This window comes from Aquilutibacter rugosus, assembly GCF_036541335.1.
Lineage (GTDB): Bacteria > Pseudomonadota > Gammaproteobacteria > Xanthomonadales > Xanthomonadaceae > Aquilutibacter > Aquilutibacter rugosus.
On the sequence record NZ_JAZHBO010000001.1, the window covers coordinates 638,747 to 664,471 of the forward strand.

The 25,725-nt window shown below is 61.6% G+C and carries 25 protein-coding genes, 1 tRNA gene and 1 pseudogene; 14 read left to right on the forward strand and 13 right to left on the reverse strand.

All coding sequences use genetic code 11. From position 1 onward, the window contains the following. Window positions 1-36: 36 nt before the first annotated feature. From V3390_RS03050 to glyQ, 9 genes and pseudogenes are all read right to left on the reverse strand, one after another. Window positions 37-318, reverse strand: coding sequence for a DoxX family protein (locus tag V3390_RS03050; protein ID WP_331703631.1), 282 nt, complete (start codon window positions 316-318; stop codon window positions 37-39). A gap of 232 nt (window positions 319-550) precedes the next feature. Then, window positions 551-1,453, reverse strand: a pseudogene (locus tag V3390_RS03055) (PQQ-dependent sugar dehydrogenase); the annotation flags it as partial. Window positions 1,454-1,616: 163 nt separating this feature from the next. Then, entirely contained in the window at window positions 1,617-1,937 is a 321-nt protein-coding gene (locus V3390_RS03060) for a hypothetical protein (RefSeq protein WP_331703302.1), read from the reverse strand. 42 nt (window positions 1,938-1,979) lie between these two features. Further along, a complete protein-coding gene (locus tag V3390_RS03065) occupies window positions 1,980-2,612 on the reverse strand; it encodes an HD domain-containing protein (RefSeq protein ID WP_331703303.1) in 633 nt (210 codons plus the stop codon). Window positions 2,613-3,023: 411 nt separating this feature from the next. Then, on the reverse strand, window positions 3,024-4,259 hold the full coding sequence (locus tag V3390_RS03070; protein ID WP_331703304.1) for a type II toxin-antitoxin system HipA family toxin: 1,236 nt from the start codon (window positions 4,257-4,259) through the stop codon (window positions 3,024-3,026). A 2-nt stretch (window positions 4,260-4,261) separates the two neighbouring features. Beyond that, entirely contained in the window at window positions 4,262-4,600 is a 339-nt protein-coding gene (locus tag V3390_RS03075) for a helix-turn-helix transcriptional regulator (RefSeq protein WP_331689367.1), read from the reverse strand. A 201-nt stretch (window positions 4,601-4,801) separates the two neighbouring features. After that, a tRNA-Arg gene (locus tag V3390_RS03080) sits at window positions 4,802-4,878 on the reverse strand. 99 nt (window positions 4,879-4,977) lie between these two features. After that, entirely contained in the window at window positions 4,978-7,053 is a 2,076-nt protein-coding gene (gene glyS, locus V3390_RS03085; RefSeq protein WP_331703305.1) for a glycine--tRNA ligase subunit beta, read from the reverse strand. Further along, the gene (gene glyQ, locus V3390_RS03090) at window positions 7,050-7,967 is read right to left on the reverse strand and encodes a glycine--tRNA ligase subunit alpha (protein WP_331703306.1); all 918 of its coding nucleotides are present in this window, start codon (window positions 7,965-7,967) and stop codon (window positions 7,050-7,052) included. Before glyQ ends, glyS begins: the two co-directional genes overlap by 4 nt. Window positions 7,968-8,036: 69 nt before the next feature. Here glyQ and V3390_RS03095 point away from each other — a divergent pair, with 69 nt between their 5' ends. The 3 genes from V3390_RS03095 to V3390_RS03105 all read left to right on the forward strand — a co-directional run bounded on the left by V3390_RS03095 (window position 8,037) and on the right by V3390_RS03105 (window position 10,564). Next, the gene (locus V3390_RS03095) at window positions 8,037-8,771 is read left to right on the forward strand and encodes a glutamine amidotransferase (protein WP_331703307.1); all 735 of its coding nucleotides are present in this window, start codon (window positions 8,037-8,039) and stop codon (window positions 8,769-8,771) included. A 64-nt stretch (window positions 8,772-8,835) separates the two neighbouring features. After that, complete coding sequence (locus V3390_RS03100) at window positions 8,836-9,678, forward strand: hypothetical protein (RefSeq protein WP_331703308.1); 843 nt, start codon at window positions 8,836-8,838, stop codon at window positions 9,676-9,678. Then, on the forward strand, window positions 9,662-10,564 hold the full coding sequence (locus V3390_RS03105) for an alpha/beta fold hydrolase (RefSeq protein ID WP_425492990.1): 903 nt from the start codon (window positions 9,662-9,664) through the stop codon (window positions 10,562-10,564). Before V3390_RS03100 ends, V3390_RS03105 begins: the two co-directional genes overlap by 17 nt. Here the strand turns inward: V3390_RS03105 and V3390_RS03110 are convergent. Further along, entirely contained in the window at window positions 10,506-10,892 is a 387-nt protein-coding gene (locus V3390_RS03110; protein WP_331703309.1) for a YkgJ family cysteine cluster protein, read from the reverse strand. The genes V3390_RS03105 and V3390_RS03110 overlap by 59 nt on opposite strands. Window positions 10,893-10,937: 45 nt before the next feature. On the opposite strand from V3390_RS03110, the gene V3390_RS03115 reads away from it, so the two are divergent. The 7 genes from V3390_RS03115 (at window position 10,938) to V3390_RS03145 (ending at window position 17,768) form a co-directional block, all read left to right on the forward strand. Next, entirely contained in the window at window positions 10,938-12,563 is a 1,626-nt protein-coding gene (locus V3390_RS03115; RefSeq protein ID WP_331703310.1) for a fatty acid CoA ligase family protein, read from the forward strand. Next, window positions 12,560-13,558 carry an NAD-dependent epimerase/dehydratase family protein gene (locus V3390_RS03120; protein WP_331703311.1) on the forward strand — a complete coding sequence of 333 codons (999 nt, stop codon included), beginning with the start codon at window positions 12,560-12,562 and terminating at the stop codon, window positions 13,556-13,558. Before V3390_RS03115 ends, V3390_RS03120 begins: the two co-directional genes overlap by 4 nt. After that, window positions 13,555-14,190 (forward strand): ubiquinone biosynthesis accessory factor UbiJ, encoded by a 636-nt coding sequence (locus tag V3390_RS03125; protein WP_331689374.1) that lies wholly within the window; start codon window positions 13,555-13,557, stop codon window positions 14,188-14,190. Before V3390_RS03120 ends, V3390_RS03125 begins: the two co-directional genes overlap by 4 nt. Continuing rightward, on the forward strand, window positions 14,187-15,851 hold the full coding sequence (gene ubiB / locus V3390_RS03130) for a ubiquinone biosynthesis regulatory protein kinase UbiB (protein ID WP_331689375.1): 1,665 nt from the start codon (window positions 14,187-14,189) through the stop codon (window positions 15,849-15,851). The genes V3390_RS03125 and ubiB overlap by 4 nt, the downstream gene beginning before the upstream one ends. 74 nt (window positions 15,852-15,925) lie before the next feature. Beyond that, entirely contained in the window at window positions 15,926-16,702 is a 777-nt protein-coding gene (locus V3390_RS03135; protein ID WP_331703312.1) for a pseudouridine synthase, read from the forward strand. Next, entirely contained in the window at window positions 16,689-17,105 is a 417-nt protein-coding gene (arfB, locus tag V3390_RS03140) for an alternative ribosome rescue aminoacyl-tRNA hydrolase ArfB (RefSeq protein ID WP_331689377.1), read from the forward strand. Before V3390_RS03135 ends, arfB begins: the two co-directional genes overlap by 14 nt. A gap of 9 nt (window positions 17,106-17,114) precedes the next feature. Next, entirely contained in the window at window positions 17,115-17,768 is a 654-nt protein-coding gene (locus tag V3390_RS03145; protein ID WP_425492991.1) for a lysophospholipid acyltransferase family protein, read from the forward strand. Here V3390_RS03145 and V3390_RS03150 read toward each other — a convergent pair. Both V3390_RS03150 and ubiK read right to left on the reverse strand, forming a co-directional pair. Further along, on the reverse strand, window positions 17,765-19,291 hold the full coding sequence (locus tag V3390_RS03150) for a YifB family Mg chelatase-like AAA ATPase (protein WP_331703313.1): 1,527 nt from the start codon (window positions 19,289-19,291) through the stop codon (window positions 17,765-17,767). The genes V3390_RS03145 and V3390_RS03150 overlap by 4 nt on opposite strands. Window positions 19,292-19,438: 147 nt before the next feature. Beyond that, window positions 19,439-19,702: a ubiquinone biosynthesis accessory factor UbiK gene (ubiK, locus tag V3390_RS03155; protein WP_331689380.1), complete on the reverse strand. Its 264-nt coding sequence runs from the start codon at window positions 19,700-19,702 to the stop codon at window positions 19,439-19,441. Between the two features lie 123 nt (window positions 19,703-19,825). Here ubiK and V3390_RS03160 point away from each other — a divergent pair, with 123 nt between their 5' ends. The 4 genes from V3390_RS03160 to V3390_RS03175 all read left to right on the forward strand — a co-directional run bounded on the left by V3390_RS03160 (window position 19,826) and on the right by V3390_RS03175 (window position 24,269). Then, window positions 19,826-20,164 (forward strand): P-II family nitrogen regulator, encoded by a 339-nt coding sequence (locus tag V3390_RS03160; RefSeq protein WP_331689381.1) that lies wholly within the window; start codon window positions 19,826-19,828, stop codon window positions 20,162-20,164. Window positions 20,165-20,363: 199 nt separating this feature from the next. Then, window positions 20,364-22,580, forward strand: a complete 2,217-nt coding sequence (locus V3390_RS03165) for a carboxy terminal-processing peptidase (RefSeq protein WP_331703314.1) — start codon at window positions 20,364-20,366, stop codon at window positions 22,578-22,580. Window positions 22,581-22,680: 100 nt separating this feature from the next. Beyond that, a complete protein-coding gene (yedA, locus tag V3390_RS03170; protein ID WP_331703315.1) occupies window positions 22,681-23,568 on the forward strand; it encodes a drug/metabolite exporter YedA in 888 nt (295 codons plus the stop codon). 71 nt (window positions 23,569-23,639) lie between these two features. Continuing rightward, window positions 23,640-24,269: a hypothetical protein gene (locus tag V3390_RS03175; RefSeq protein ID WP_331703316.1), complete on the forward strand. Its 630-nt coding sequence runs from the start codon at window positions 23,640-23,642 to the stop codon at window positions 24,267-24,269. A gap of 146 nt (window positions 24,270-24,415) precedes the next feature. Here the strand turns inward: V3390_RS03175 and V3390_RS03180 are convergent, their stop codons facing one another. Then, complete coding sequence (locus V3390_RS03180) at window positions 24,416-25,723, reverse strand: ABC transporter permease (protein ID WP_331703317.1); 1,308 nt, start codon at window positions 25,721-25,723, stop codon at window positions 24,416-24,418. Window positions 25,724-25,725: the final 2 nt, after the last annotated feature.

The following is a 25,725-nucleotide window of genomic DNA, read 5'->3' on the forward strand; positions in this document are numbered from 1 at the left end:
CCCTTGGTCCGAATGCGGTCAGTGACCGCCCGTCGGTCAGGCCTTGGTGCGGCGGTTGGCCAACCAGGTATCCAGGCTCAGGGCGCCCGGGCCGTTAGCGGCCAGAATCAGGAAGCCACCGGCCATCGCGAAGTTCTTGAAGAAGTTGATGAACTGGGCTTGATCGCCCAACTGGTTGTGGAAAATCAGTGCAGCGACCACCGAGAAGCCGGCCAGTGCAAGAGCGATCCAGCGGGTGAACAGGCCAAAGGCAATGGCGAGGCCGCCCAGCAGTTCCAGCGCGACGACCAGCGGCAGCAGCTGCCCCGGGACACCCATCGAGGCCAATTAGCCTTGGGTCGCTTCGTAGCCGCCGATCTTGCTCCACCCGGAGAGAATGAAGATTAGGGAGAGCAGAATACGGCCTGCCAGGTTCAATGCGTTGTTCATGTTTTCGAGTCCTTATGACAGTTGGGTAGCCGTTGTTCCTAGCCATGAGCACTACTATATACATGCAACAGTTCATAATAAACTGTCGCAATTGCTACATATTGTTGCATTAGTGAAACGATCAACAAGGGGTAGCGACGCTCCCGGTAACTGCCGGCGCGGCCGAAGTCGGTGCTTTCGGCGCGACGCGCCAAATGGTGTTGGCCAGGTCATCGGCAATCAGCAAGGCACCACGCGGATCCACGGCTACGCCCACCGGGCGTCCCATAGTACCGCCCTTGCCATACGGGAATCCGGACGCAAAATCGATCGGTTCACCGACCGGCTTGCCATCGCGAAACTGCACAAACACCACCTTGTCCGGATCCTGCGGTTGCACGCGGGTATCTACATTTTGGCCGAAGTAGCTATACGGCCAGCCGTAGAACGCCCCTTCGCGTACTGAGGTCAGATAGTCCGGCACCAGGTTCGGACCGAGTTCGTCGCGTTCGTTGGCCACCGCCCACAGCATGCCCGTGCCCGGTTGAATGGCCAGTGCCGTCGGATTGCGTAAACCCGTGGCGAAGGCACGGTGGGCGCCGGTCGCCGCATCCACTTCCCAGACCATGGCGCGGTTCTCCTCGGCGTCGAGACCGCGTTCGGTGATGTTGCTGTTGGAGCCGATCCCGACATAGAGGTGTTTGCCATCGGCGCTGGCTGTCAGCGCCTTGGTCCAGTGGTGATTGATGCGCGAAGGTAGCTCCGTCACCGTCACCGGTTTATCGGCCGCCTTGGTCTGGCCATCGGAATACGTGAATTTCACCAGCGCACCTTGGTTGGCCACGAACAGCGTGTTGCCGATTAGCGCCAGGCCGTAAGGGGCATCGAGATTGTCGGCAAAGACAATGCGGAAGGCATAGCTGCCGTCGCCCTTGGTATCGCGCGGCAGGGTGATGCGGTTGCCGCTCTTGACCGAGGTGTTGCCTTTGGCCTTGAGCGTGCCGGCGATGAAGTCCTTGGGCCGGAGTTTGGGTGCGTGGCCGCCAGCGTCGCAGCGACAGCCAATGCCATCAAGGTAGGACGGAGCGTTCTGAATGAGGTGCTCATGCGTGGTCTCCTTTGTTGCTCGAGGTCAGGCCCAGCCACGTCGCGGCGATCGCCAGAATCAGCGTCACGAGCGACAGTGTGAGGCCGGTGGGCATGGTGCCCTAGGCGTCGCGTGCATGGACAAAGGAATTGACCGTGCCGGTAATCGCCGTGGCCAGCAAGGTCACAAAGAACAGCCAAAATCGCGTGCTGCGGGATTTCGCTTGGACGATGCCCTGTCCCAGGGCCCAAAAGCCCGCCACCGCGGTGAACAGGAGTGCTGCCACCAGCAACCAGGCCGCAAAGTTCAGCCACTGGATTTGGGCCGACGTGAAGTATTGCCAGTCACTCAGAGTGGCAGCGGCGAAAAACGGTGCCACCGCGGACAACGCGTAGGCCTGTAGTGGATGCAGCATCGGACGGTCCCGGTACGCAGCGTTCATGGCGTCTTTCTCGGTGAATTGCGAATCTTTCAACTTAGCTCGTCAGTCAGTAAGTTCAAGTGTGCGCCGTTCGCTGACATCGGCCAGGTCGTGCATGCGTTGCACGGTCGCACCGAGCGCGGCCGCCATGGGTATTTGCCGATCCGTAAAGATGCGTGCAAGGGATTCGTAGTACTGCAAAGTGCCATCGCGCTTGGCGGTGAAGCGTTGAAACACCTTAGTGCCAACCGATGGCGATTCCAGATCCTGCACGATGGATCGCGCATTGTGGAGTTTGTCGCAGCCGCTGACCAGCAAGGAGATCTCCGGTGCGATCTTGAGGTGGTCGAGGTAGGTGAGTTTTCGGTGCAGCCAGTCGGCCCGCTTGGCTTCGGGGCTGGCGTGGCTGGCCTTTGCTGCTGCGGTGCCGTCGGTACAGTCACTGACGATGGCGGCTACCGTGTCACCAAAACGTTCGCGAATGATCGCCTCGTGTTCTTCACCGCAGTCCTCGAGCACGTCGTGCAGAAGTCCGGCGATGGCCTGATCCTCGGTGCCGCCGTATTCCAGCACATAACCGGCAACACCGAGCAGGTGATACAGGTAGGGAATGTTCGTGCCCGTGCGTATTTGGCCATCATGCGCGGCGCGGGCGTATTCGACGGCTTCCGAGAAGCGCTTGGTTACTTGAGTCATGTTGTATCTCCTTCAAAGTTTGAGGGACAGCTGGTGGTACTGCATCGCGTTCGCGATTCGTGTGACCGCCACACTCGGCGGTCTCCGGGCTCGCAGGCGAGCCAGGGTATTCGGTAAAACGTTGGGCCATGCAGCGCATGACCGGTGGTCATCTTTTAAAGCTAGGGGTGGGGATTTTGTTCAACTCCGGCAGCTGCCTGATCGCGGTGATGCTCTGCGATGGGTGTGCTGGAGGAAAGCGGTCTAAATCGTTCCAGACCTTGCGCGGAAACCGTTGCGGATTCCGGCGGTGCGGGCTTTGTGGCCGACGTAATCATTATACCGCGGATAGGTTGCCAGGGTGCGCCGGGAGTGAGTATTTGCTCTGATCACATATGCGTTAGGTGCGGGGCAGCGGGGATGCAAATTCCGTCAGCGGTCAGGATCGATGACGGCATGCATGAGGGAGACTTCGTGGCGTTGGGCGCCCAGCCGCTTTGCCAAGTCCGGCCAGTTGCGTATTGCCGCGCGAATATCTTCGACGATGGCTTGGGCCGCGTCGGCGCTTAGTCGGAAATAAGCGTGTTGCGCGATCAAGATTGAAGTGTCGGGTGTCGGATCGGCTTCGTTCAATGCCAACACATGCACATCCTTGTCCGGGTTCGGATTGACATCGAATGCAGGAGCCAGCGTCCATCCGGTTGGTGCACGGAGGAAACCGTGGTTACGCAAGTGGTCGTCTCGGTTGCCGACCAGCACGTTGAAGACCGCTCGGCGGAACAGCTCTTTCAGTCCAGACTGCACGCTTTCTGCCGCCCCGTTGTCTTGCACTGCCATGGCCAGATCCAAGTAACTGGCACCTTCACTCTCCAGATCGAGTAGGGTCTTGGCTGATGCGTACATCCGCCGATGTATGCCCTCGCGGTCGAAACGCTTGGCCGCGTAGGTATGACCTCGGTCGGACAGCGACAGCATCCGGGCCTCAGGCACGTCGATGCCCGCTGCGAGGGACAACTGATGGGTCACGAACTCCCACAGGCCGACATCGATCCGGTCTTCGGCGGAGGGGAACTTGGCCAGCCAGAACTGGCCTTGCTCATCGACGAAACTGGCCTTGGGCCGCGCGCCACCAAGTGAGCCGCCAGGCACCAGCAATTGCCGAATCTGTTTATCGAGAAGTTCTCCGGTGCCTTGTTCAACCATTCGGGCCGCTTCCTCCAATTCCCGCAATGACGGAGCCGGTGGGGCGCTGGGTCGGAGAGACGCTGCATAGGCGTCTTCGTTCGGATCGCGCAGACGTAGTGCCCCCAAGCGGGTACCGTCATCCACGCCAACTAAATAGTCCCAGGCACGCAGCGCACGAGGCGGCCGTCCCTGCTCGCGCGCATCAATGGTTTCGCGTCGGTCCATTAGCAACCTGCCCCAGCGATCGGGCGAACAGTCCTGGAAGATACCCGGTGGTTGCGAGGGGTTGTGCGCGTGAAAAGGACCCTCGTGGAGTGGAAGCAACGGCTCGATTGCAAAAGCACGTGCGTCGGCCAGCCATGCCGTGTCGTATTCGAAACGGATCACGTCTCCACGTCTGCCCACATCCTGGAACAGCCAGCCGACGCGCGAGGGAATTGCCACGATCGATGTATCGTCGAGATAGACCTCGATCCGGTTCACCCCTATTCCCTCACCGGCGTCGTCGACGCCTTCCTTGAAGTACGGCGACGAGGCTGCCTCAGTTCATTGTCCTGCAACTCGCGCCCCAGTTCGTCCTGCGCGGCGAGCTTGTCGATGTCTTGCGCCAAGCCAAGCACCTGCAACACTCGCACCACGGTGGCCAGGCTGGTGCTGGGATCGCCTGATTCAAGCTTCCGTAGCGTGGGCAAGGTGACCCCTACGCGTTCTGCCAACACCGCTTGGGTCAACTTCCGCCGAAGTCTTGCCGCGCGCAGTCGGTCGCCGAGTGCGGCAAGCTGGCCTCGGTGGCGGGGATGTGTTGGTGGCGTTACTCTCGGCATAAAAAATATAATTACCTTTTATCGAGCAAAAAGCAACTATATTTTCTATTTTGATGAATTCTAGCGCACGCTCGCGATGCTCGCGCAACCTGCGGTTGTCCGCCAAGGGGCATCCTGCCCTTGGCTCGAACCCCCTCGTCGGGGGTTCGTCATCCTCCGCGCAGCCAATAAAAAAGTCCCCGAAGGGGGACTTTTTTGTATTGGCGCGCCTGGAGGGATTCGAACCCCCGACCAATGGCTTCGGAAGCCACTACTCTATCCGGCTGAGCTACAGGCGCTGAATAGCGAGCTATTTTAGCCCGAATTCCGCGATGGCGCTGTTGGCAGCGACGAAATGACGCTGCCGGGGCGTGCTTGCGCGCCATTTCGCACAAGCTTTAAGCCGAGAGGTGCTCCAGCGCCGCGACGCCGCCCAGCGTGTCGCTCAGTTGCAGCAGCAGAGCCCAGCGGTTGCGGCGCACGTCCATGTCGTCGGCATTGACCATGACGCCGTCAAAGAACGCATCGACGGTGGGACGCAGCGAGGCCAGACGCGTCAGCACGCCCACGTAATCGCGCGAGTCGAGCAGCGGTTCGACCTCGGCCTGGGCTGTGCGCAGTGCACTGAACAGGTCGCGCTCGGCGGCTTCGGTGAGCAGGTCCTCACGCACCGAGGTGGCGATCGGCTCTTCGACCTTGCGCAGAATGTTACGCGCACGCTTGTTGGCGGCGGCCAGAGCCGGCGCCGCGTCCATGCCGGCAAATTCGCCGACGGCCTGCAGACGCTTGGCGAAATCAGGCAATGAATCGTGCGGGACGGCGTTGACGGCCTCGAATTGCGAAGCGGTCACGCCGCGATCGGCAAAATACGCGCGCAGTCGGTCGTACACGAACTGCGTAATGTCGTAGCTCGAGAGATCATCGGGAAGGGCGATGGGTTGCAGCGCCACGGCGCGCTCGATCCACTCGTGCAGCAACAGCTCGTGCTCGCCTTGCAGCAAGGTACGAGCCAGGCCGAGCGACTGGCGACGCAGTGCGAAGGGATCCTTGTTGCCGGTCGGGCGCAGGCCCGCCGCAAAACCGCCGGCGAGCGTGTCGAGACGATCGGCGATGGCCAGTACTTGGCCCAGACGCGACGGTGCGATGTCATCACCGGCATTGCGCGGCATGTAGATTTCATCGAGCGCGGCGGCCACGGTGGGGTCTTCGCCCTGGTGCAAGGCGTAATGACGACCGGCGATGCCTTGCAGTTCCGGGAACTCGTTGACCATGCGCGACTGCAGATCGGCCTTGCTCAAAGCCGCGGCGCGCTTGGCAAGATCGGCATCGACACCGAGCAACGGCGCCAGTTCGGCCGCCAGAATGCCAACGCGAGCAGCCTTGTCGGCCACCGTGCCGAGCTTGGCCTGATAGGTCACCGTGCTCAGGCCTTCGTTGATGGACCACAAGCCTTGCTTGCGGTCCTCGTCAAAGAAGAACTTGGCATCGGCAAAACGCGGACGGATCACGCGCTCGTAGCCCTTGCGAATCTGGGTCACATCGCGCGATTCGATATTGGCGGTGCCAATGAAATGCGAGCTCAGCCGGCCCTGCGCGTCGAGCACGGGGAAAAACTTCTGATTCGCTTCCATGGTTTCGATCAGCGCTTCCTGCGGAACTTCAAGGAATTCCGGTTCGAAGGCGCAACGGACCGCCGATGGCCATTCCGTCAGTGCCACCACTTGGGCCACGATCGAAGGCTCGAGTCGCACCTGACCGTCCACCTCTTGCGCCAGCCGGGTCGCCTGTTCGACGATGCGCTGTTCGCGCTCGGCCGGATCGACCAGCACATGCGCGCCGCGCAGGGCAGCGACATATTGAGTGGGCTCGGCAATGACGACATCGCCTTCGTGCATGAAGCGATGGCCGCGCGAGATGCGATCGCTGCTAACACCAAGCAGAGACATCGGCACGACCTCGCTGCCGAGCAGCGCGACCAGCCAATGCACCGGGCGCGAAAAACTGTAAGCGTGGGCACCCCAGCGCATGGGCTTGGGGATCGGCATGCCGGCAACGGCCTTGGCGAAGATCTCGGGTAGCAGGGCCGCAGTGGCCTGACCGGCCTTGTCGGCACGGTACACAAAGCGCTCGCCCTTGTTGTCGGTGGTGCGCTCCAGCGCGGCCCACTCGATGCCGTTCTTGGCGGCAAAACCCTGCAGCGCCTTGGTCGGCTGACCGTCGGCATCCAGAGCAATATTCAGATACGGGCCGAGCAGTTCGACGCGTTGATCGGCCTGCGACAGCGCGACCGAAGGCAGCAACACCGCCAGACGGCGCGGGGAATGCAGCGGTTTGGCGCCGGTGTCGTCCACTTCGATGCCGGCAGCGCGCAGGCCGCCGAGAATGCCTTCGTAAAAGGCGGAAGCCAGTTCCGGCAGAGCGTGCATCGGCAGTTCTTCGGTGCCGAGTTCAATCAGTAATGGCACGCGGCTCATGCGGCCACCTCCGATTTGGGGGCATTGGGAAAGCTAAGTTTCTCGCGCTGTTCGTAGTAGGCCTGGGCCACGCCCTGCGACAGCTTGCGCACGCGCAGAATGTAGCGCTGACGTTCGGTCACGGAGATGGCGCGACGAGCATCGAGCAGGTTGAACGCGTGCGAGGCCTTGGTCACCTGCTCGTATGCAGGCAGGGGCAAGCCCGCTTCGATGAGTTTGTTGGCTTCGGCTTCGCAGGCATCAAAGCGATGGAACATTTCGGCCACGTCGGCGTATTCAAAGTTGTACGTAGATTGTTCGACTTCGTTCTGGTGATAGACATCGCCGTAGGTGACGGGGGTGCCATCGGGACCGTAAGTCCAAATCAGGTCGTAAACGTTGTCGCAGTTCTGCAGATACATGCACAGGCGTTCGAGCCCGTAAGTGATCTCGCCGAGCACGGGGCGACATTCGAGACCGCCTGCCTGCTGAAAGTAGGTGAACTGCGTGACTTCCATGCCGTTGAGCCAGACCTCCCAGCCCAGGCCCCAGGCGCCTAGAGTAGGCGACTCCCAGTTGTCCTCGACCAGGCGCAGATCGTGCACCAGCGGATCAATGCCCAGTTCGCGCAGCGAGCCGAAATACAGCTCGACAATGTTGTCGGGCGACGGCTTCATCGCCACCTGGAACTGGTAGTAGCGCTGCAGGCGGTTGGGGTTCTCACCGTAGCGACCATCGGTCGGGCGGCGCGAAGGCTGTACGTACGCGGCATTCCACGTCTCGGGGCCAATGGCCCGCAGAAAGGTGGCAGGGTGGAAGGTGCCCGCACCCACTTCGAGATCTAACGGCTGGATCAGCACGCAACCCTGACGGGCCCAATACGTGTTGAGGCGCAGGATCAGGTCCTGGAATGTCGGCGGCGTCTTGTCAGTCATAGCCCGTCATTATAATTCAGCGATATATTGAGCACATTCCTAAACTCTCAAAGTGATCGGCTGCAGCTCATGGCCTTTGATACCCCCTTCCTGATCATTGAAACCGGACAGCCGGCCGGGCGCATGAAGCGCCATAAAGGGTTTCCGCACTGGATTCGCGTGGCGGCCGGTCTGGAGCCCGACGAGGCGGTCAGCTTCAATGTGGAGCAGGGCGAGATCTTGCCGGATCATGCCGAAGGCTTTGCCGGCGTCCTGGTGACGGGATCGGCGGCCATGGTCACCGATCGTCACGACTGGAGCGAACGCACCGCCGACTGGCTGCGGCAGGCGGCCCATGCCGGGGTCCCGATGCTGGGCATCTGCTATGGCCATCAGCTGATCGCACATGCGCTAGGCGGCGAGGTTGGCTGGTTGCCGCAACGTGAGATGGGCACGGTTGGCCTTCAAACCGATGCCGACCATACGGCCGATGACGCTTTATTTCAGGGTCTGCCGGCGACATTCAACGCCCAGGCCACCCATCTGCAGACCGTGGTGGCGCCACCTGAGGGCGCGGTGGTGCTGGCCCGCTCGGAGCTGGATGACTGCCATGCGTTCCGCTGGCAGCAGCACGTCTGGGGGCTGCAGTTCCATCCCGAATTCTCGCGGACCACGATGCAGGGCTATGTCCGGGCCCGCCGAGAGGAGTTACAGGCCGAGGGTATTGATCACCGCGAGCTGCATGACAAGGTCTCGGCGACTCCGCATGCCAGGCAAGTTCTGCGACGCTTCGTTCGTCACGCCCGCGCAGCGCGACACCGTTAAATCGGCGATAATACTCGGCTATACCCACGCCGCGCCGCGGCGTGCTCTGATAGGGTGAGCCTAAATGAACACGCGCGAAGTGCCGCTGTTGGCCAGCATTAGCTGGGTCAAGAACGCGGTGCACCTGATGCTACGCCGACCGTTTGCCGTTTTCGGTGGCGCGGCATTGCTGTCAATCGTGTCGACCATCCCCTCGTGGTTTGAGTACCTGCTGCAGTTCTTTATCGATCCCGGCAACATGCAGCAGATCCTGCTGTTGCTGCTCGGTGCCGCGTTTGCGCTACTGGTGTTCTTGCCGTTGTTTGGCGGCTACTTCCGTCTGATGCACCGTGTCGCCCACGATGTCGAGTCGCCATCGCCTTTGCAGGTGTTTGAGCCGTATCGCATCCGTCGCATGGCCGTGCGTCTGGTGGGTTACTTTGTGCTCGTGCTGATCGGTTACGGGCTTATTCTGGCGGTGTTTCGCTTTGTGGGCCTGCCGCAGGACTTCCTGCAGCGTCCGTCGCTGCAGAATCTGCAGATCCTGCCGCTGCTGTTTACCGCACTGATGATGTCGCTGGTCACCGCACTGATGGGCATCGGCCTGGGCGAGGTCGCGGTCTCCAATCAGATCGTCCGCATTGCCTTCGGCACGGCATGGCGCGGTTTTTTGCGTAATTTCAAGACGTTTTTCATGGGCGCGCTGCTGATTCCGATCATTGCCACCGTGGCCATGGTGATGTGGAGCGGCCTGATGTACGTGGTGGTGTGGCCGATCACCAAACTGCCTACGAGCTCTACCCAACTCGCCATCGGTCTGATCTCGTGGCTGAGTGCATTGCCATTTATCGCGTTTCTGTTTGCCTTGCTATATTCGGTCTGGCAGGATGTGGTCGCCGCCGAAATTAAGCATGATGAGTACGTCTGAGTATCCGTTCACCCCGCTAAGCTTCGAAGTTCGCCCCGGTATCCGCATGGCATATCTGGACGAAGGCCCCCAGGACGCGCCGGTGATTCTCATGCTGCACGGCAATCCGTCGTGGTCGTTCCTGTGGCGCCGCTGGATTCTCGGCCTGCGCGATCAGTACCGCTGCATTGCGCCCGATCACGTCGGTATGGGCAATAGCGACAAGCCCGACGATGCGCACTACACCTACACGCTCGACAGCCGCATTGACGATGTCGAAGCCCTGCTCGCTCACTTGGGCATCACCGGCCCGCTGACGTTGGCCGTGCATGACTGGGGCGGTGGCATCGGGTTCGGCTGGGCGATGCGTCATCCGGCGCAGGTGGCGCGTTTGCTGATCACCAATACCGGTGCGTTCCCCTTGCCTAAGGCCAAGCGCCTGCCCCGCAGTTTGTGGCTGGGTCGCGATACGTGGTTAGGTGCCTTTCTGATTCGCGGGTTGAACGCCTTTGCTCGCGGCACTGCGCACATCGGTAGCGTGCGTCGCTTGCCCGCTGATGTTTTCCGCGGCTTTATTGCACCCTACAATTCGTGGGCGAATCGGCGTTCGGTGCTGCGCTTCGTGCAGGATATTCCGCTGGGCAAGGGCGATCGCGCCTGGGACACCATTGAACGCATGGGCGCGTTCTTGCCGAGTCTGGCGGACCGTCCGGCGCTGATCTTCTGGGGTCTTAAGGACTTTGTGTTCGACCGGCATTTCCTGCAGGGTTTCCGCGATGCCTTGCCGAATGCGCAGGTGCACGCCTACCAAGATGCCGCGCACTACGTGCTCGAGGACAAGGCCGAAGTCAGTCTGCCGCTGGTGCGCCAGTTCCTGGCGGCCAATCCTGTGGAGTCAGCGGCTTAAGTCCGTGAACCGCGCGTGCTTTGTCGCACTGCGCATCGGCACGGCCGAATTCCCAACTCGCTTGCACCAGACGACAGGCCTGCGGTCGTTGCGCGTGAATCGTGCAGCGACTGTATTGGCCGATCACTGCGTCTAAGGCGATGCAGCGGGGTGCCTTCGCCCAGGTTCCGCGCATGCAGACCTGATGCGCATCTAAGGGTTCGGTGAGCTCGGCGGGGACGACGCCACCCAAGTTCGGATCGGTTTCGCTCCAGTGCATGGACACGCGAAACGTGGCACAACAGGCGCCGCAGGATAGGCAAGGGTGAACGAAAGGCGTGTCGGACATCGGGCTCTATTCTACGGTCGCTGCGAATTCTGCGAAAATCTTGCCATGTCCGAGCTGCCGCCCCCTCATCTCACCGACGCGCTCGATCGCGCCGCCCGTCTGCAGCCGGAACAGATCGCGATTCGCGTTCCGGGTCCGCGCCACAATCGCTTCGGGTTTGCCCGTTACGACGAGTTGCTGACGTTCGGCGAGCTGCAAAAGCGCAGCACGGCGCTAGCTCGCGGTTTGCTGCACAGGACGCCGTTAGAGCGTGGCGACCGGGTGGTGGTCATGCTGAAACCGACATTGGACTTCTTTGTCAGCATGTTTGCGCTGTTTCGTGCGGGCATGGTGCCGGTGCTGATCGATCCGGGTATTCCGCGGGCCTCGCTCAAGCAGTGCCTGCGCGAGGCCGATCCGCAGGGCTTTATCGGCTTGCCGATGGCGCATCTGGCGCGGCGCGTATTGGGCTGGGCGCCATCTGCGAATGTGCATCTGACCACCGGCCATGGCTGGTTCGGCAATCGTCGTCTGCGCGATTTGCGCTGCTCGGACGAGCTGGAGTTGCCGACACCCGGTGCCGACGACCTGGCCGCCATTTTGTTTACCAGCGGCAGCACCGGGGTGCCCAAAGGTGTCGAATACAAGCATCGGCACTTTATCGGCCAGCTCGAGCTGCTGCGCGATGCCTTCGGCATTGAGCCGGGCGGCACGGATTTTCCGACGTTTCCGCCGTTTGCACTGTTCGATCCGGCGCTGGGGCTGACTTCGGTTATTCCGGATATGGATGCCCGCAAGCCGGCGCAGGCCGATGCACGCAAATTGCACGATGCCATGCAGCGGTTCGGTGTGGAGCAGCTGTTCGGTTCGCCGGCGCTGATGAAGGTGCTGGCCGAATACGGCAAGCCGCTGGCGGGTCTGAGGCGCGTGACCAGCGCGGGCGCGCCGGTGCCCCCTGTAACGGTTGCGAAAATTCAGGCCCTTTTGCCCGACGATGCCAAGTTCTGGACGCCCTACGGCGCCACCGAATGTTTGCCGGTGGCAGTGATCGAAGGCCGACAGCTGTTAGGCACGCGCATTGCCACCGAACAGGGCGCAGGGACCTGCGTAGGTCGGCCGCTGCCGGGCAATGACGTGCGCATCATTCGTATCGTGGATGGTCCGATTGCCAATTGGGATGAGACCGTGGCCTGCGCCCCGGGCGAGATCGGTGAGATTACCGTGGTCGGTCCCAGCACCACCGAGGCGTATTTCAACCGGCCGGATCTGACCTTTAAGGCCAAGATCTCGGAACGCGATCGCGTTGTGCATCGGATGGGTGATGCCGGCTATCTGGATGCCCAAGGTCGACTCTGGTTTTGCGGTCGTCTGTCGCAGCGTGTTCGCACGGCCGATGGCGACTTGCACACCGAACAGGTCGAGCCGATCTTTAACACGCATCCGAGTGTGTTGCGCAGTGCGCTGGTTGGTGTCGAAGGCGAACCCGTCGTGCTGGTGGAGCTGGATCCGCGCACCCCGCACTCGTGGGACGGCATTCGCGCTGAATTGCGCGCGCTGGCCATGCAACTTCCGTTGACGCAAGGGATCAAACGCTTCCTGCCGCATCGGAAATTCCCGGTGGATATCCGCCATAACGCCAAGATCCGACGCGAAGACCTGGCGGTCGAAGCCGCTCGCAGGTTGCGCGCATGAAGGTCCTGGTCACCGGTGGCGGCGGGTTTCTGGGTTTGGCGCTGTGCCGAGCCTTGCAGGCGCAGGGCTACACCGTGCGCAGCATCCAACGCCGTGATTCTGCGGCCTTGCGTGAATTGGGCGTGGAGCAAGTGCTGGGCGATCTGGCCAATGCCGAGGCCATGCGCGCAGCGGTGAGTGGCGTGGATGCCATTGTGCATAACGCGGCGATGGCCGGGGCCTGGGGTCCGTACCAGGACTACTATCGCGCCAACGTGCTCGGTACCCGCAACGTCCTGCAGGCGGCGCGGGCCGCCGGGGTTCGCAAAGTGGTGTACACCTCGACGCCGTCGGTGACGCACCGCGCGACCCATCCGGTTGCCGGACTGTCGGCGGCGCAGGTGCCGTACGGCGAAGGCCTGCGTGCGCCCTATGCCGCCACCAAGAAGCTGGCCGAGATCGAGGCCTTGGCCGCCAATGACGCGTCGTTGGCCGTGACCGCACTGCGGCCGCGCCTGATCTGGGGTGCCGGCGACAATCATCTGCTGCCGCGACTGGTTGAGCGCTCGCGCGCCGGTCGTTTGCGCCTGATCGGCAGCGGCGACAATCTCATTGACTCGACGTACGTGACCAATGCGGCCAATGCACATGTGCGGGCGCTGCAGGCGCTGGAGCCCGGTAGCCGCAATGCGGGCAAGGCGTATTTCATCAGCAATGGCGAGCCGCGTTCGATGAAGGATACGGTCAATGCGCTGCTTGATGCCGCCGGTGAACCGCCGGTTTCGCAGCATATCCCCGCCGCTGTGGCGATGGCGGCGGCGCATGTGATGCAGGCCGCGTATCGCGGGTTGCCGCTGCGTGGCGAGCCTTTGCTGACCCCGTTTGTGGTCGAACAGATGCTGACCACTCACTGGTACGACATGACGCCCGCGCGCGAGGATTTCGGGTACGTTCCGGCGGTTTCCTTCGATCAGGGCATCGAGCAGTTACGGCGCTCGTTTAGAATGACCGCATGAACGCAATTCCAGCTTTTCTCAGACCCTTGGCCGGTGCAGCGCTTGAGCGCGCACTGAATCGGGCCCTGTCGATGGATGCCGCCGCGGCCGAACGCGTGCGGGGCTGGCAGGGTCGTCGTATCGCCTTCAAGCTGGTCAATCCGCCATTGGCGCTGCAAGTCACGGTCACTGCCGATGGCAAATTGCAGGTCGGCAAGTTGGAGTCCGACATCGAGCACGATCTGGAAATCGACAGCAATCTGACGGGGCTGATCAATCAGTCGCCGATGATGCGCGAGGCTCCGAACAAACTCAAAGGGCGGCTGCGGATTAGCGGCGACGCCGATCTGGCGCGCGAGGTGCAGGGCCTGATGGCGAACTTTGCGCCCGACTTGCAGTTGCCGTTTGTGCAACTGTTCGGCGACGTGATGGGCGTGCAGGTGGCGCAGGCCGTGAGCGGTGCAGGTCGTCACTTGCGCGAGGCCGGACGCAGCTTGGCCGAGTCGTCGGCACTGTTCGTGACCGAAGAGTCGCGCGATGTCGTCGGCCGGATCGAGTTGCAGGATTTCCACGACGCGGTGGACACCGTGCGCAATGATGTCGAACGGCTGGCGGTGCGCATCGCGCGTCTGCGCGCGGAGCGCGGTCTGTGAGTTCGGTGCTGCGCGCGGCCCGGATCGGTCGCATTCTGTTGCGTTATCGGCTCGACTCGCTGGCCGAAGACACGCCTTACGAAAAATGGCTGGCGATGGCGCGTCCGTTCGTGCCTCGCGCGTCCGAGGAAATCGCGCAACTCTCGCGCGGTGCCCGCTTGCGCCTGGCGCTGCAGGAGCTCGGTCCGATCTTTGTCAAGTTCGGGCAGATCCTTTCAACGCGTCGCGATCTGATTCCGGTGGATATCGCCGACGAGCTGGCGTTTCTGCAGGATCGCGTCAAACCGTTTGACGGCGAGCTGGCACGCACGCAAGTCGAAGCCGCGCTGGGCAAGCCGATCGATCAACTCTACGCGCGCTTTGATCTGCAACCGTTGGGCAGTGCTTCGATCTCGCAAGTGCACGGCGCGCAGCTGTTCAGTGGCCGCGAGGTGGTGGTCAAAGTCATCCGTCCGAACATCGGCAAGCAAATTGCCGAGGATCTGTCGCTGCTGTACGCGCTGGCCTCGGTGGTGGAACGCACGCATCCTGCGTCAGACAAGATTCGTCCGCGCGAAGTGGTCGATGAGATTGCCGCCACCTTGACCGCCGAACTCGACATGCAGCGCGAAGGCGGTAACGCCAGTCTGTTGCGTCGCAATTGGGAAGGCAGTGACGATCTGTATGTGCCCGAGGTGATCTGGTCGCATACCGCCGAACAGGTGCTGACGCTGGAGCGCGTGTACGGCATTCCGTCCGATGACGTGGCCGCGCTCGATGCAGCCGGCATCAATCGCGTGCGTCTCGCCGAAAAGGGCGTGCGTGTGTTCTACGAACAGGTATTCCGCGACAACTTCTTTCATGCCGATGCGCATGCGGGCAATATTTGGGTCGATCAGGATCCGGCGCGCAAGGACAATCCGCGGTTCATCGCGTTGGATTTCGGCATCATGGGCCAGCTGTCCGATGACGACCAGTACTATCTGGCCGAGAATTTCATGGCCATTTTCAACCGCGACTACCGACGTATCGCCGAGTTGCATGTGCGCGCAGGGTGGATGCCGGCCGATCTGCGCATCGACGAGTTAGAAGCTGCGGTGCGCGCCGTGTGTGAGCCCTATCTGACACGACCCCTGAGTGAGATTTCCCTGGCTGAGCTACTGGCCAAGTTGTTCCGTACCGCGCAAAAGTATCAGCTGACACTGCAGCCGCAGCTGATTCTGCTGCAGAAAACGCTGTTGAGTATCGAAGGCGTGGGTCGCACACTCGATCCACGGCTGGATATCTGGGAGATCGCACGCCCGGTGCTGCAGCGGATTCTGGTGCGCAAGTATTCGCCCTCGCAGTTGCTGCGCGAGTTGCGCAAGCGCATGCCCGAGATCATGACTACCGCACCGGAGATGCCGCGACTGGCGCATCAGTGGTTGTCGCAGCAGGCGCACGGTCAGCAGCGCATGATCATCGCTTCGACGGATCTCGAGCAGATGCGTCGGGCGATTCACGACGCCCATCGGCAAACGGTGGCAGCCGTCTTAGGTGCCGGGCTGCTGATCGTGGCGTCGGTACTGTACGTGCTCGAAGCCGGTGGCCCCAAAGTGCTGAGCGTGCCCTTGAGTGCCTGGATTGCCGGTGCCGGTGGTGTGTGGGCCTTGCTGGCCGCGTGGCCGCGCCGCCGTCGCTAGGGCATGAAGCATCGCGGCGATCGGGTTCGACCTTTTGTCCCCGGTGGCCGGCGCGTGATATTTAATGAGCCAACATGAGCCATCCCCTGCCACCCGTTGAGATCCTGCTGCAGACGCCGCGCTTTGCCGTCGTCAACAAGCCGCACGGCATGATGATCCATCGCAGCAAGATGGCCAACGGTGATGAGCAGTATCTGGTCGATGCGCTGCAGAGTCAGCTGCGAGTGCCGATCTTTGCGGTGCATCGTCTGGATCGCGCGACGTCCGGCTGCTGCCTGGTGGCCTTCGACAGTGAGACGGCGTCGCTGTTGGGCAAGCAGGTCATGGCCAACACGCTCGACAAGACTTACTGGGCGGCGGTGCGTGGCTGGCCGCGCGAAGACGCCTTCACCATTGATTACCCGCTCGATGGCGGTCCGGGCAAGCGCGAGAAGAAGTCGGCCGTGACGCATTTCAGCGTCTTAGCTCGCGCCGAGTTGCCGTTTCCGGATCGGGACTTTTCAGTCTCGCGTTACGCCTGGCTCGAATGTCGGCTCGAGACTGGGCGCTTCCGGCAGATCCGTCGCCATCTCAAGCATTGTTTTCATCATCTGATCGGCGACACCAGTCATGGCGACGGTCGGCACAATCGCCAGTGGCGGATGATGGGCATCCATCGCATGCTGCTGCACGCACGGTCGTTGTCCTTTGATGATCCGTTCGAAGGCCATCGCCTGCACGTCACCGCTCCCGTCGATGACGAGATGCGCAAGGCCCTGGCGTGGTTCGTGTCCCGGCCTGCTGATGCCCCGGCCGTTATGTCCGATGCGCGTGCATCTGAGCATGGAGTGGCGTCGCATGCGGTTGAGTAACGGCATCGTGATTGACGAATCCGAGCTGGACGAGCAGTTCATCCGCTCCTCGGGGCCGGGCGGTCAGAACGTCAACAAAGTGGCGACGGCGGTGGAGCTGCGATTTGATATCTCGCGTTCGCGGTCCTTGAGCGAGTCGGTGCGTGAGCTGTTGCTGGCGCGGCGCGATCGGCGCATGACGCAAGATGGCGTGCTGGTCATTCAGGCGCGACGGTTCCGTACTCAGGACCGCAATCGTCAGGATGCGCGGGATCGCCTGGCGGCGGTAATTGAGCAGGCCCTGTTGCCGGTCACGCCACGGGTGGCGACCAAGCCGACACGCGCTTCGAAAACACGACGACTCACTGAAAAACGTCAGCGCGGCGAGACCAAGTCTCGTCGTTCTGTACGCGATTGGGACTAGAATTTGCCAATGCCTGATTCCTCTGACCTCTCCAAGCGCAATTTGCGCACGGCTACTGCCGCGAACCCCAATGCCCCCGCGTTGCTCTTGCCGCCGTCGTTGCCGCAAGTGCATCACAGCGCCTTCGTAAAGTGGCTGGCGCGTTCTATTTTGCGTGTGGGTGGTTGGCGCATGGAGGGTGCCTTCCCCGATCTTCCGCGCGCGGTGCTAATCGGTGCGCCGCACTCGAGCAACTGGGATGGGTTCTGGGCCATGTGCGCCAAGACGGCAATGGGTCTGGACATTCGCATTCTGGGCAAGGATTCGCTGTTCAAGGTGCCGTTGCTGGCCGGTTTGTTGCGGTGGCTGGGCATCATGGCGGTGGATCGCAGTAACCCGGCGGGCATCGTCGAGCAGGCGGCCGAGCTGATTCGCAGCAATGAGCAGTTCTGGTACGGTCTGGCGCCCGAGGGTACGCGCCGCAAAGTCGATCGCTGGAAGCAGGGCTTCTGGCGCATCGCTCGCGCCGCCGATGTGCCGGTGGTGCCGGTCTATTTCGACTACACGCGCAAGGTAATCGGCGTCGGTGAGGCGTTTGATCTCACCTCCGATATCGAGGCCGATCTGGCCCGCATTCAGGCGTGGTACCGCACCGTCGCACACGGCAAGTACCACGACATCTAATGGGGTTCGGCACCGGTCGGGGCCCAGGCCATGGCCTGCATCAGGTGCGACCAGCTGACGTTGCCTCCGCCACCGCCTGCGGCTTCCAGATCCGCCACGGTGCGCGCCACCTTTAGCGTTCGGTGAACGCCACGCGCGCTCAGGCCGTTGGTTTCGGCGCAAGTCATCAGCCGTCGCCACTCCACCGGTCTTAGGCCGCAAATGCCTTCTAAGGACTCATCGGGGAGCTCGGCGTTGAGCATGCCCTGGCGCTCCATCTGTATCTGTCGCGCCACAAGAATGGTGTCGCGCAGGCCCGGTGACAGGCGCTCGGATCGCGTGGCACTTAGGTCGTCGGCGGTGACCGGATGCAGGTGGACCTGAATATCCAGCCGATCGACGAAGGGCCCGCTGAGCCGTTGCTGGTAACGGCGGATCTTTTCGATTGAGCAGCGACACTTGCCTTTGGTATCGCCTTCGGTCGGGGGCGGTTTGCCGCAGGGGCAGGGGTTGCTGGCTGCAATGAGCTGAAACGCCGCTGGGTAGGTAATGGCGCGACGGCCGCGCAGCAGGGTGATCTGGCGGTCCTGCAGGGGTTGGCGCAGCAGGTCCAGCACCTCGCGGGGCCATTCGGCGAGTTCGTCCATAAATAGGACGCCGCGATGGGCCAGCGTGATCTCGCCGGGCCAGGCCTGGGTGCCGCCGCCGATCAGTGCGCCCGGCTTGGTGGAGTGGTGCGGCATGCGGATAGGCGGTCGGGCGCTGACCGGGGCCGGCAGGTTGGCAATGGATGCGATCACGCGGGCCTGCTCGGCCGCGGCGTGTTCCAGCGGTGGAAGCAGTCCGGTGAAGCGGCGGGCCAGCATGGTCTTGCCGCAGCCCGGCGGACCAAGCAGCAGGGCATGGTGGCCACCTGCGGCGGTGACGGTGAGGGCCCACTTGGCCTCGTCCTGTCCGCGAACATCGGCGAAATCATATGTATCATCGGCGATCAGGTCGTCTATTGGTGCGATCTGTGCCGGCCTGGGTAGTTGTTTGCGACCGCGCAGGTACGCCACTGCCTCGGCCAAAGTGCGGGCGCAGACCACGCCTTCGGCCCAGTGGCGCAGGGTGCCGGCGTCAGCGGCAGGGACGATGGCCTCTAAGCCGGCCGCTCGCGCGGCCAATGCCGCCGGCAAAATACCGCGGGTCGGCAGCAGCTCGCCGGTCAGGGCCAACTCGCCGATCAGCATGCGCGCTCTTAGTGCCGGTCTAGGCAGGTCGCCATTGGCGGCCAGAATCCCGACGGCAATTGGCAGATCAAAGCGGCCACCCTCTTTGGGCAACTCAGCGGGGGCGAGATTGACGGTGATCTTGCGCACCGGCATGTCAAAGCCCGAGGCGCGAAGCGCGGCCTTGACCCGCTCCCGCGCCTGGCGGCCAACGGTGGAGTGGGTTCCGATCAGTTCGACGCCGGGCAGGCCGGGGCCGAGAGCCACTTCGACACGGACAGGAGGCGCGTCAATGCCCTCACTGGCGCGCGATTGCACTACCGCTAGATCCATAGTTCGCCACTCCGCGCCGAGACCGATCGGCGTATCACCGATTAGTCTGTTGCGAAGGCTCTGCGGAGAGTCTCAGAATTCGCCGCGGTGCGTTGTGGGCACCGGGCTACTCGTCTCGCGTTGAGCGGCTGTCAGGACAGCTTGCGCTCAGGCCTCGGGGTCGCGGGTATGTGCGGCCGTCTCCATGGCAGCGACCTGACGCTCCAGGGCCTCGAGTTTCTCGCGGGTTTTCAGCAGGACGCCGCGCTGCACTTCGAACTCTTCACGAGTCACCAGATCGAGCTTGCCGAGTCCGGTTTGCAGGGCGGACTTAAAGTTCTGCTGGAGCTCTTCGCCGGTGTCGCGCAGGGGTTGGGGCACCATGGACGCGAGTTTCTGGGCGAGCTCATCGAGTTTGCTGATGTCAATCATGGCGGTCTCCGTACGGTTATTCGTAGGCCTTCATTATGGTCGCGTTTGCATTAAGCGGGTATCAACTTTGGGATAAACTGGTTGTAACGTTCGCCTTCGTACTGTGAGTTGGGTGGTTTTGCAATGAAAATGATCATGGCCGTCATCAAGCCGTTCAAATTAGACGATGTGCGCGAGGCTCTGGCCGAGGTGGGCGTCAACGGCATCACTGCGACCGAGGTCAAGGGGTTCGGCCGGCAAAAGGGTCACACCGAGCTGTATCGCGGCGCGGAGTACGTGGTCGATTTCCTGCCCAAGATCAAGATCGAGGTGGCGGTCGACGAGCCGCTGCTCGAGCCCGCCGTTGATGCAATCCTCAAGGCTGCAGGCACCGGCAAGATCGGTGACGGCAAGATCTTTGTCTGGGATCTGGAGCGGGCTGTTCGTATCCGTACCGGGGAGCTCGACGCCGACGCGCTGTGAGTAATGGGGACGGAGGCAATTAATTTTCCTTAACAAATGACCCGCGGCAGCGGGGGCGTAGCCCCTTGCGCAGCCCGCATGGACAGCATTTGTTAAGGAAAATTAATTGCCTCCGTCCCCATTACTTTCGCCGCTTGCGCAGTGCCGCAAAATTAGTCACTGTGGACCCATGAGTTCATTCAATCGACACCCACACGCCATGAAAATCAAGACTGCCGTATTCGGCGCGCTAGTTGCCGTGCCGGTAGCGCTTTGGGCCGCGCCCAAGGCTATGGATTTCTGGCTGGCTCAAACACAGACCGATCAGAGTGCAGCGGCCACCGCCGGTAAGCCGACCCGTCGCAATGCACCGATGAAGACCACCAAGGACCAGGCCAATGCTTCGCGCCTGCTCTACAACGTCCTGTCCGAATCCGGTGACCCCTATAAGAGCGTGCCCCTCGACGACGCCCGCTCGCGCGACATCTATAAGCGCTACCTCGAGGCGCTGGATTTCAACAAGATCTACCTGAGCGCCGACGATCTGGCCAAGTTCCCGAACTTGGACACCCAGCTCGATGACGCCATCCGCTCCGGCAATCTGCAACCCGCGTTCGATCTGTACGGCGTGTTCAAGCAACGCGCCATTCAACGCACGCAATATGCCCGCGACTTGCTCAAGCAGGACATCTTTACCTTTACCGGCCAGGATACGTTTGTGTTTGATCGCGAGAAGGCCGCCTGGGCACCCAACCAGCAAGCCCTCGACCAACTCTGGCGCCAACTGGTGCGCTACGACTGGATGCGCCTGGAACTGGCCGGCCGCAAGCCCGACGAGATCCGCAAGACGCTCGACAAGCGCTACACCAATTTGGGTAAGACCCTCAACGACACCAATGGTGACGATGTGGTCCAGTCCTTCCTCAACAGTTATGCCAACAGCGTCGATCCGCACACCGATTACCTGAACCCGCGCAGCGCGCAGGCCTTCAACACGCAGATCTCACAAACGCTCGAAGGCATTGGCGCCGTTCTGCAGAAACAGGATGATGTGGTCGCCATCCGCGAAATCGTGGCCGGCGGCCCCGTATCCAAGAGCGGCATGCTCAAGCCCGGCGATCGCATTGTGGCGGTGGGACAAGGCGCAGCCGGTACTGCCGCGTTGCCGATGGAAGACGTGGTCGGCTGGCGCATTGACGATGTTGTGCAACTGATCCGCGGCAAGAAGGGCACCACCGTGCGTCTGAGTGTGATTCCTGCAGAAGCATCGCTCGACTCGCAACCCAAGCTCGTGACCCTGGTCCGCGATAAGGTCAAGCTCGAAGACGGTGTCGCCAAGTCCGACATCATCGAGATCCCTGCCGCTAAGGGCCAAGCTCCGCAAAAAGTCGGTGTGATCAAACTGCCGGGCTTCTATCAGGACTTCAGTGCACGCGGCCGCTCGCAGGATTATGTGTCGGCATCGCGCGACGTCGCTCGACTGATCACCGAGTTCAAGAGCAAGGGCGTGACCGGTGTAGTCATGGACCTGCGCGATAACGGTGGCGGCTCGCTCGACGAAGCAATCAAACTCACCGGCCTGTTCATCGATCAAGGTCCGGTCGTGCAAGTGCGCGACTCGGCGAACAATGTCGATGTCGGCGTCGATCGCCAACCCGGCGCGTTGTGGACCGGTCCGCTCGCCGTGCTGATCAACCGCTCGTCGGCATCCGCATCGGAGATCTTTGCCGCCGCGATCCAGGATTACGGCCGCGGGCTCATCGTCGGTGATATCTCGTTCGGTAAGGGCACGGTGCAGAACATGCAGCCGCTGTTCCCCTCGTTCCTCAATACGCAATCGGACGAAGACCCCTACGGCTCGATCAAGATGACCATTGCGGAATTCTTCCGCATCAGCGGTTCGTCGACGCAGAACAAGGGTGTGACACCCGATCTGTTCCTGCCGACGCTGGTCGATCACACCAAGTTCGGTGAAAGCTCGTACGACAACGCCTTGCCCTGGTCCAAGATTCCGGAAGCGCCGCACGCAACCCTCGGTGGCTTCAGCGATATCCTGCCGGCACTGCAATCCAAGCACGAAGCGCGGATTCGCGCGGACCGTGAGTTCCAGTGGTTGCTGCAGGATGTTGCGTACTTCAAGTCCGAACGCAGCAAGAATTCCGTGGTCCTGAACATTGCCGAACGTCGTGCCGAACGCGATCGTCTCGAAGCGCAACGCAAGGCACGTCAGGCCGAACGCAAAAAGTTGGGCCTGCCGCTGGATCCGCTGTCCGATGACAGCAAGGACGATGGCCTGTCGGTCAACGAACGCAACATTGCGACCGAGGCCGCCAAGGACAAGCTGCTCGATCAGCGTCCCGATCCGCTGCTGCGTGAAACCGCTCAGATTCTTGGCGATGCGATCAATCTGCGTGCGAAGCGAGTCGCCTCGAAGTAGGACACGCACGATCGTCATCACAACGGTCTAAAATAAAAACGGACCCTGTCGTCGTCTATCGGGCGGTCACAGGGTCCGTCCTTTTTTGCAGGAGCTCACAATGTCCGGTTCGGTTTCCCACAAGCCCGCGGTCGCAGCGGTTGTTGCCGCCTTAGCGATTGTTTACCTGGTGTGGGGCTCCACCTATCTGGGCATCAAGTTCGCGCTCGAAGACTATCCGCCGTTTATTCTCGGCGCGATTCGCATGGCCTTGGCCGGCATCGTGCTGTATGCACTGATGCGATTCAAAGGTGTGGCTGCACCCACGCGCAAACAATGGAAGACGCTCATCATCCTGGGCTTGCTGATGGTGCTGCTGTCCAACGGCCTGGTCAACTTGGCGGAGACGCAAGTGAGCTCGGGCATTGCGGCGGTGGGGGTCGCTTCGGTTTCCCTGTTTGCCGCCTTGTTCTCGGCCATGCGAGGCGATCATCCGAGCAGGGTTGAATGGATCGGTCTGATCATCGGTTTTACCGGGGTGATCTGGCTCAATATCGGTGGCACGCTGTCCGCCACGCCCTTGGGACTGATCTGTCTGATCGTGGCCTCGGTGTCGTGGGCCTTCGGTTCGATCTGGAGTCGCGATCAGGATCTGCCCGCACCCTTCATGAATGCGGCGGGGCAAATGCTCACGGGTTCCGTGTGGATGGCTCTCGCAGCACTGGTGACCGGCGAGCGCTTCACTGCAATGCCGTCTCTGCACGCAACGATGGCCATGCTGTATCTGGTCGTGTTTGGCTCGATCATCGCCTTTACGGCCTACATCTGGCTCAACCACAACGTGCGTCCGGCGTTGGCGCAGAGCTATGCCTACGTCAATCCGCCGGTGGCGGTGATTCTGGGCGTGCTGCTCGGTGGTGAGACGGTAACGCCTTCGGAACTGGGTGCGATGGCAATCATCCTCGTTGGCGTAGTGATCATTACGACGGCCAAGCTCTGGCGCAAATAGCCGTGCTTGCCACAGGGTTCAGGCACCCCGTGGTGAAATGGATTCATCACCGCTAAGCCCGGAGTTGGATCGTGCGTTGGTTCCCCACTTTGATGTGTGCAGCGTTGCTGCCATGCGCGGCATTGACTGCGTGCAATCGTCCTGACCCTAGCGAGCCGGTCCAACCGATCGCCTCGGATGCGCCATCGGTGGTAACGCCCGAAGCGCCTGTAGCGCCTTCAACGGATGCTGCGCAGCCGAGTAACAAGTACGCCACTAACCCCGCGCCGGTTGCCGACGCCGCGCCGACTCCCACCAAGCTCGACGATCGCAGCACGGCTGTGAATCTGATCCGCTCGTATTACAACGCGATCAACCGTCACGAGTACTCACGCGCGCACGACTACTGGAACGAAGGCAGCGCCGTGCAACCACTCGCCGATTTCAAGCGCGGCTTTAGCGACACTGCATTTGTCGATGTAGAGTTTGGCGAAGTGACCTCGGACGCCGGCATGAGCCAACGTTGGTCCAGCGTTCCGGTCGTGCTATCGGTGACGACGACCGCGGGTCGGACGCGCTGGTTTGGCGGCTGCTATGTCACGCATCTCACCGTCCCCGAAGTGCAGAACACTCCGACACCGGAACCGATGAGCATCGATCGCGCCAAAATGACTGCGGCCGGCAATCTGTCCGCGGCGCGCAAGCTCGCGATCTGCACGTAACGCGCAAGCCGCGCAAATTCGGCTAACTGAAATAAAAGTGCGGCGGCCGCCCCCCCCCTTCAACCCCCACCCCCTTCTTTGTTGTTCTTTATTTTTTTGTTCTTTATTTTTTGCTGTTTATTTTTTGTTGTTTATTTTTTGCTTTATCACAGTGCCCTCAGCGCATCCGTAATCCGCATCCGCGCCGCCCGTAGCGCCGGATAAAAACCGCCGACGAAACCAATTGCCAGAGCCCACTTCAGACCGTTCCAGAGCAAGTCCGGAGTGACGTGAAACTTAAACACGACTTGAGAGAAGTTGCTGCCCATGGTGCTGACTTCGGAGCCGCTAAAGAGCAGCCAGGCCAGTCCTGCGCCGAGCGCACCACCCACCACAGCCAGTAGCATGGTTTCCAGCATGATGGCTGCAACGACCGGCGCACCATTAAAGCCCAAGGCGCGCAACGTGCCGATCTCGCGCGCACGACCGGCCACGGCCGCGTACATCGAGTTGAGCGCGCCAAAGATTGCGCCAATGGCCATGATGGCAGCAACGATCTTGCCCAGGAATCCCAACGTCTTGGTCAGGCCTTCGGACTGTTTGGCGAAATAGGACTTGGTGGTGGCGACATCAAACTTGAGCGTGGGATCGGCGGCGATGGCCGTCTGCAGGCTCTTGATGGCGGCGTCCGACTCTAGCGTGCCGATGACGGATTGAAAATCACTGCGGTTGTAGGCGGCAGCCAAGCTGTCCGCATCAGTCCAGAGTTCGGATTCGTGGCTGTCGCCGCTGGCAAAAATGCCTACTACCGTCCAGATTTGGTTACCGAGTTTGAGTTGCTTGCCAACCTGCAGGTTGCGGAATTGCGTGCTGGCACCGCGGCCCGCAATCAGTTCGCGTAGGCCGGGAGTAAAGCGACGGCCATCGACGAGTTTGACATGCGGGTTGACATCAAAGGCGGCCGGACCGACGCCGCGAAACTGCACGTTAGTGTCCGTGCCGTCTTTCCGGCTTTGCAGGTTTACCACTTGCGAGCGCTCTGCCGAAATCAGCGGACGGCCATCCTTGCCTTTTGCAAAGCCGGGCAGATTGCCGATCCGTGGCACCTGGTCACGCGTGATTACAGAGTTGGTTTCGGCCTGTGAGCCCGCGCGCAACAGGATGACAGTCCGCTCGTCGCCCGAGCCGGTCAGGGTCTTCTTGAGACCCTCGCCCATGCTCAACATGGCAACGAGGACCCCCACCACGCCCGCAATGCCAATTACGATGACTAGCGACTCACCCCAACGCTGCGGCAAGCTTTGCAGGCCCATGCTGAGAATCTGTGCGGCACGCTTGCCGCTTCGGGTCAGAAGCAGCCATGCAAGCAGCACCACCACCAGCACCAAAGCGCCAAGCGGTGGCATCGCAATCCAAGCGGCCAGCACGGCCACTACCACAAGCAGCAAACCGAGCGAGATCAGAAATTTTTTCATGC

Coding starts and splice junctions, on each gene's coding strand:
- V3390_RS03050 (WP_331703631.1), bottom strand. CDS start 318: ATGGGTGTCCCGGGGCAGCTGCTGCCGCTGGTCGTCGCGCTGGAACTG.
- V3390_RS03060 (WP_331703302.1), bottom strand. CDS start 1,937: ATGAACGCTGCGTACCGGGACCGTCCGATGCTGCATCCACTACAGGCC.
- V3390_RS03065 (WP_331703303.1), bottom strand. CDS start 2,612: ATGACTCAAGTAACCAAGCGCTTCTCGGAAGCCGTCGAATACGCCCGC.
- V3390_RS03075 (WP_331689367.1), bottom strand. CDS start 4,600: ATGCCGAGAGTAACGCCACCAACACATCCCCGCCACCGAGGCCAGCTT.
- glyS (WP_331703305.1), bottom strand. CDS start 7,053: ATGAGCCGCGTGCCATTACTGATTGAACTCGGCACCGAAGAACTGCCG.
- glyQ (WP_331703306.1), bottom strand. CDS start 7,967: ATGACTGACAAGACGCCGCCGACATTCCAGGACCTGATCCTGCGCCTC.
- V3390_RS03095 (WP_331703307.1), top strand. CDS start 8,037: ATGGCCTTTGATACCCCCTTCCTGATCATTGAAACCGGACAGCCGGCC.
- V3390_RS03100 (WP_331703308.1), top strand. CDS start 8,836: ATGAACACGCGCGAAGTGCCGCTGTTGGCCAGCATTAGCTGGGTCAAG.
- V3390_RS03105 (WP_425492990.1), top strand. CDS start 9,662: ATGATGAGTACGTCTGAGTATCCGTTCACCCCGCTAAGCTTCGAAGTT.
- V3390_RS03110 (WP_331703309.1), bottom strand. CDS start 10,892: ATGTCCGACACGCCTTTCGTTCACCCTTGCCTATCCTGCGGCGCCTGT.
- V3390_RS03115 (WP_331703310.1), top strand. CDS start 10,938: ATGTCCGAGCTGCCGCCCCCTCATCTCACCGACGCGCTCGATCGCGCC.
- V3390_RS03120 (WP_331703311.1), top strand. CDS start 12,560: ATGAAGGTCCTGGTCACCGGTGGCGGCGGGTTTCTGGGTTTGGCGCTG.
- V3390_RS03125 (WP_331689374.1), top strand. CDS start 13,555: ATGAACGCAATTCCAGCTTTTCTCAGACCCTTGGCCGGTGCAGCGCTT.
- V3390_RS03135 (WP_331703312.1), top strand. CDS start 15,926: ATGAGCCATCCCCTGCCACCCGTTGAGATCCTGCTGCAGACGCCGCGC.
- arfB (WP_331689377.1), top strand. CDS start 16,689: ATGCGGTTGAGTAACGGCATCGTGATTGACGAATCCGAGCTGGACGAG.
- V3390_RS03145 (WP_425492991.1), top strand. CDS start 17,115: ATGCCTGATTCCTCTGACCTCTCCAAGCGCAATTTGCGCACGGCTACT.
- V3390_RS03150 (WP_331703313.1), bottom strand. CDS start 19,291: ATGGATCTAGCGGTAGTGCAATCGCGCGCCAGTGAGGGCATTGACGCG.
- ubiK (WP_331689380.1), bottom strand. CDS start 19,702: ATGATTGACATCAGCAAACTCGATGAGCTCGCCCAGAAACTCGCGTCC.
- V3390_RS03160 (WP_331689381.1), top strand. CDS start 19,826: ATGAAAATGATCATGGCCGTCATCAAGCCGTTCAAATTAGACGATGTG.
- V3390_RS03165 (WP_331703314.1), top strand. CDS start 20,364: ATGAAAATCAAGACTGCCGTATTCGGCGCGCTAGTTGCCGTGCCGGTA.
- yedA (WP_331703315.1), top strand. CDS start 22,681: ATGTCCGGTTCGGTTTCCCACAAGCCCGCGGTCGCAGCGGTTGTTGCC.
- V3390_RS03180 (WP_331703317.1), bottom strand. CDS start 25,723: ATGAAAAAATTTCTGATCTCGCTCGGTTTGCTGCTTGTGGTAGTGGCC.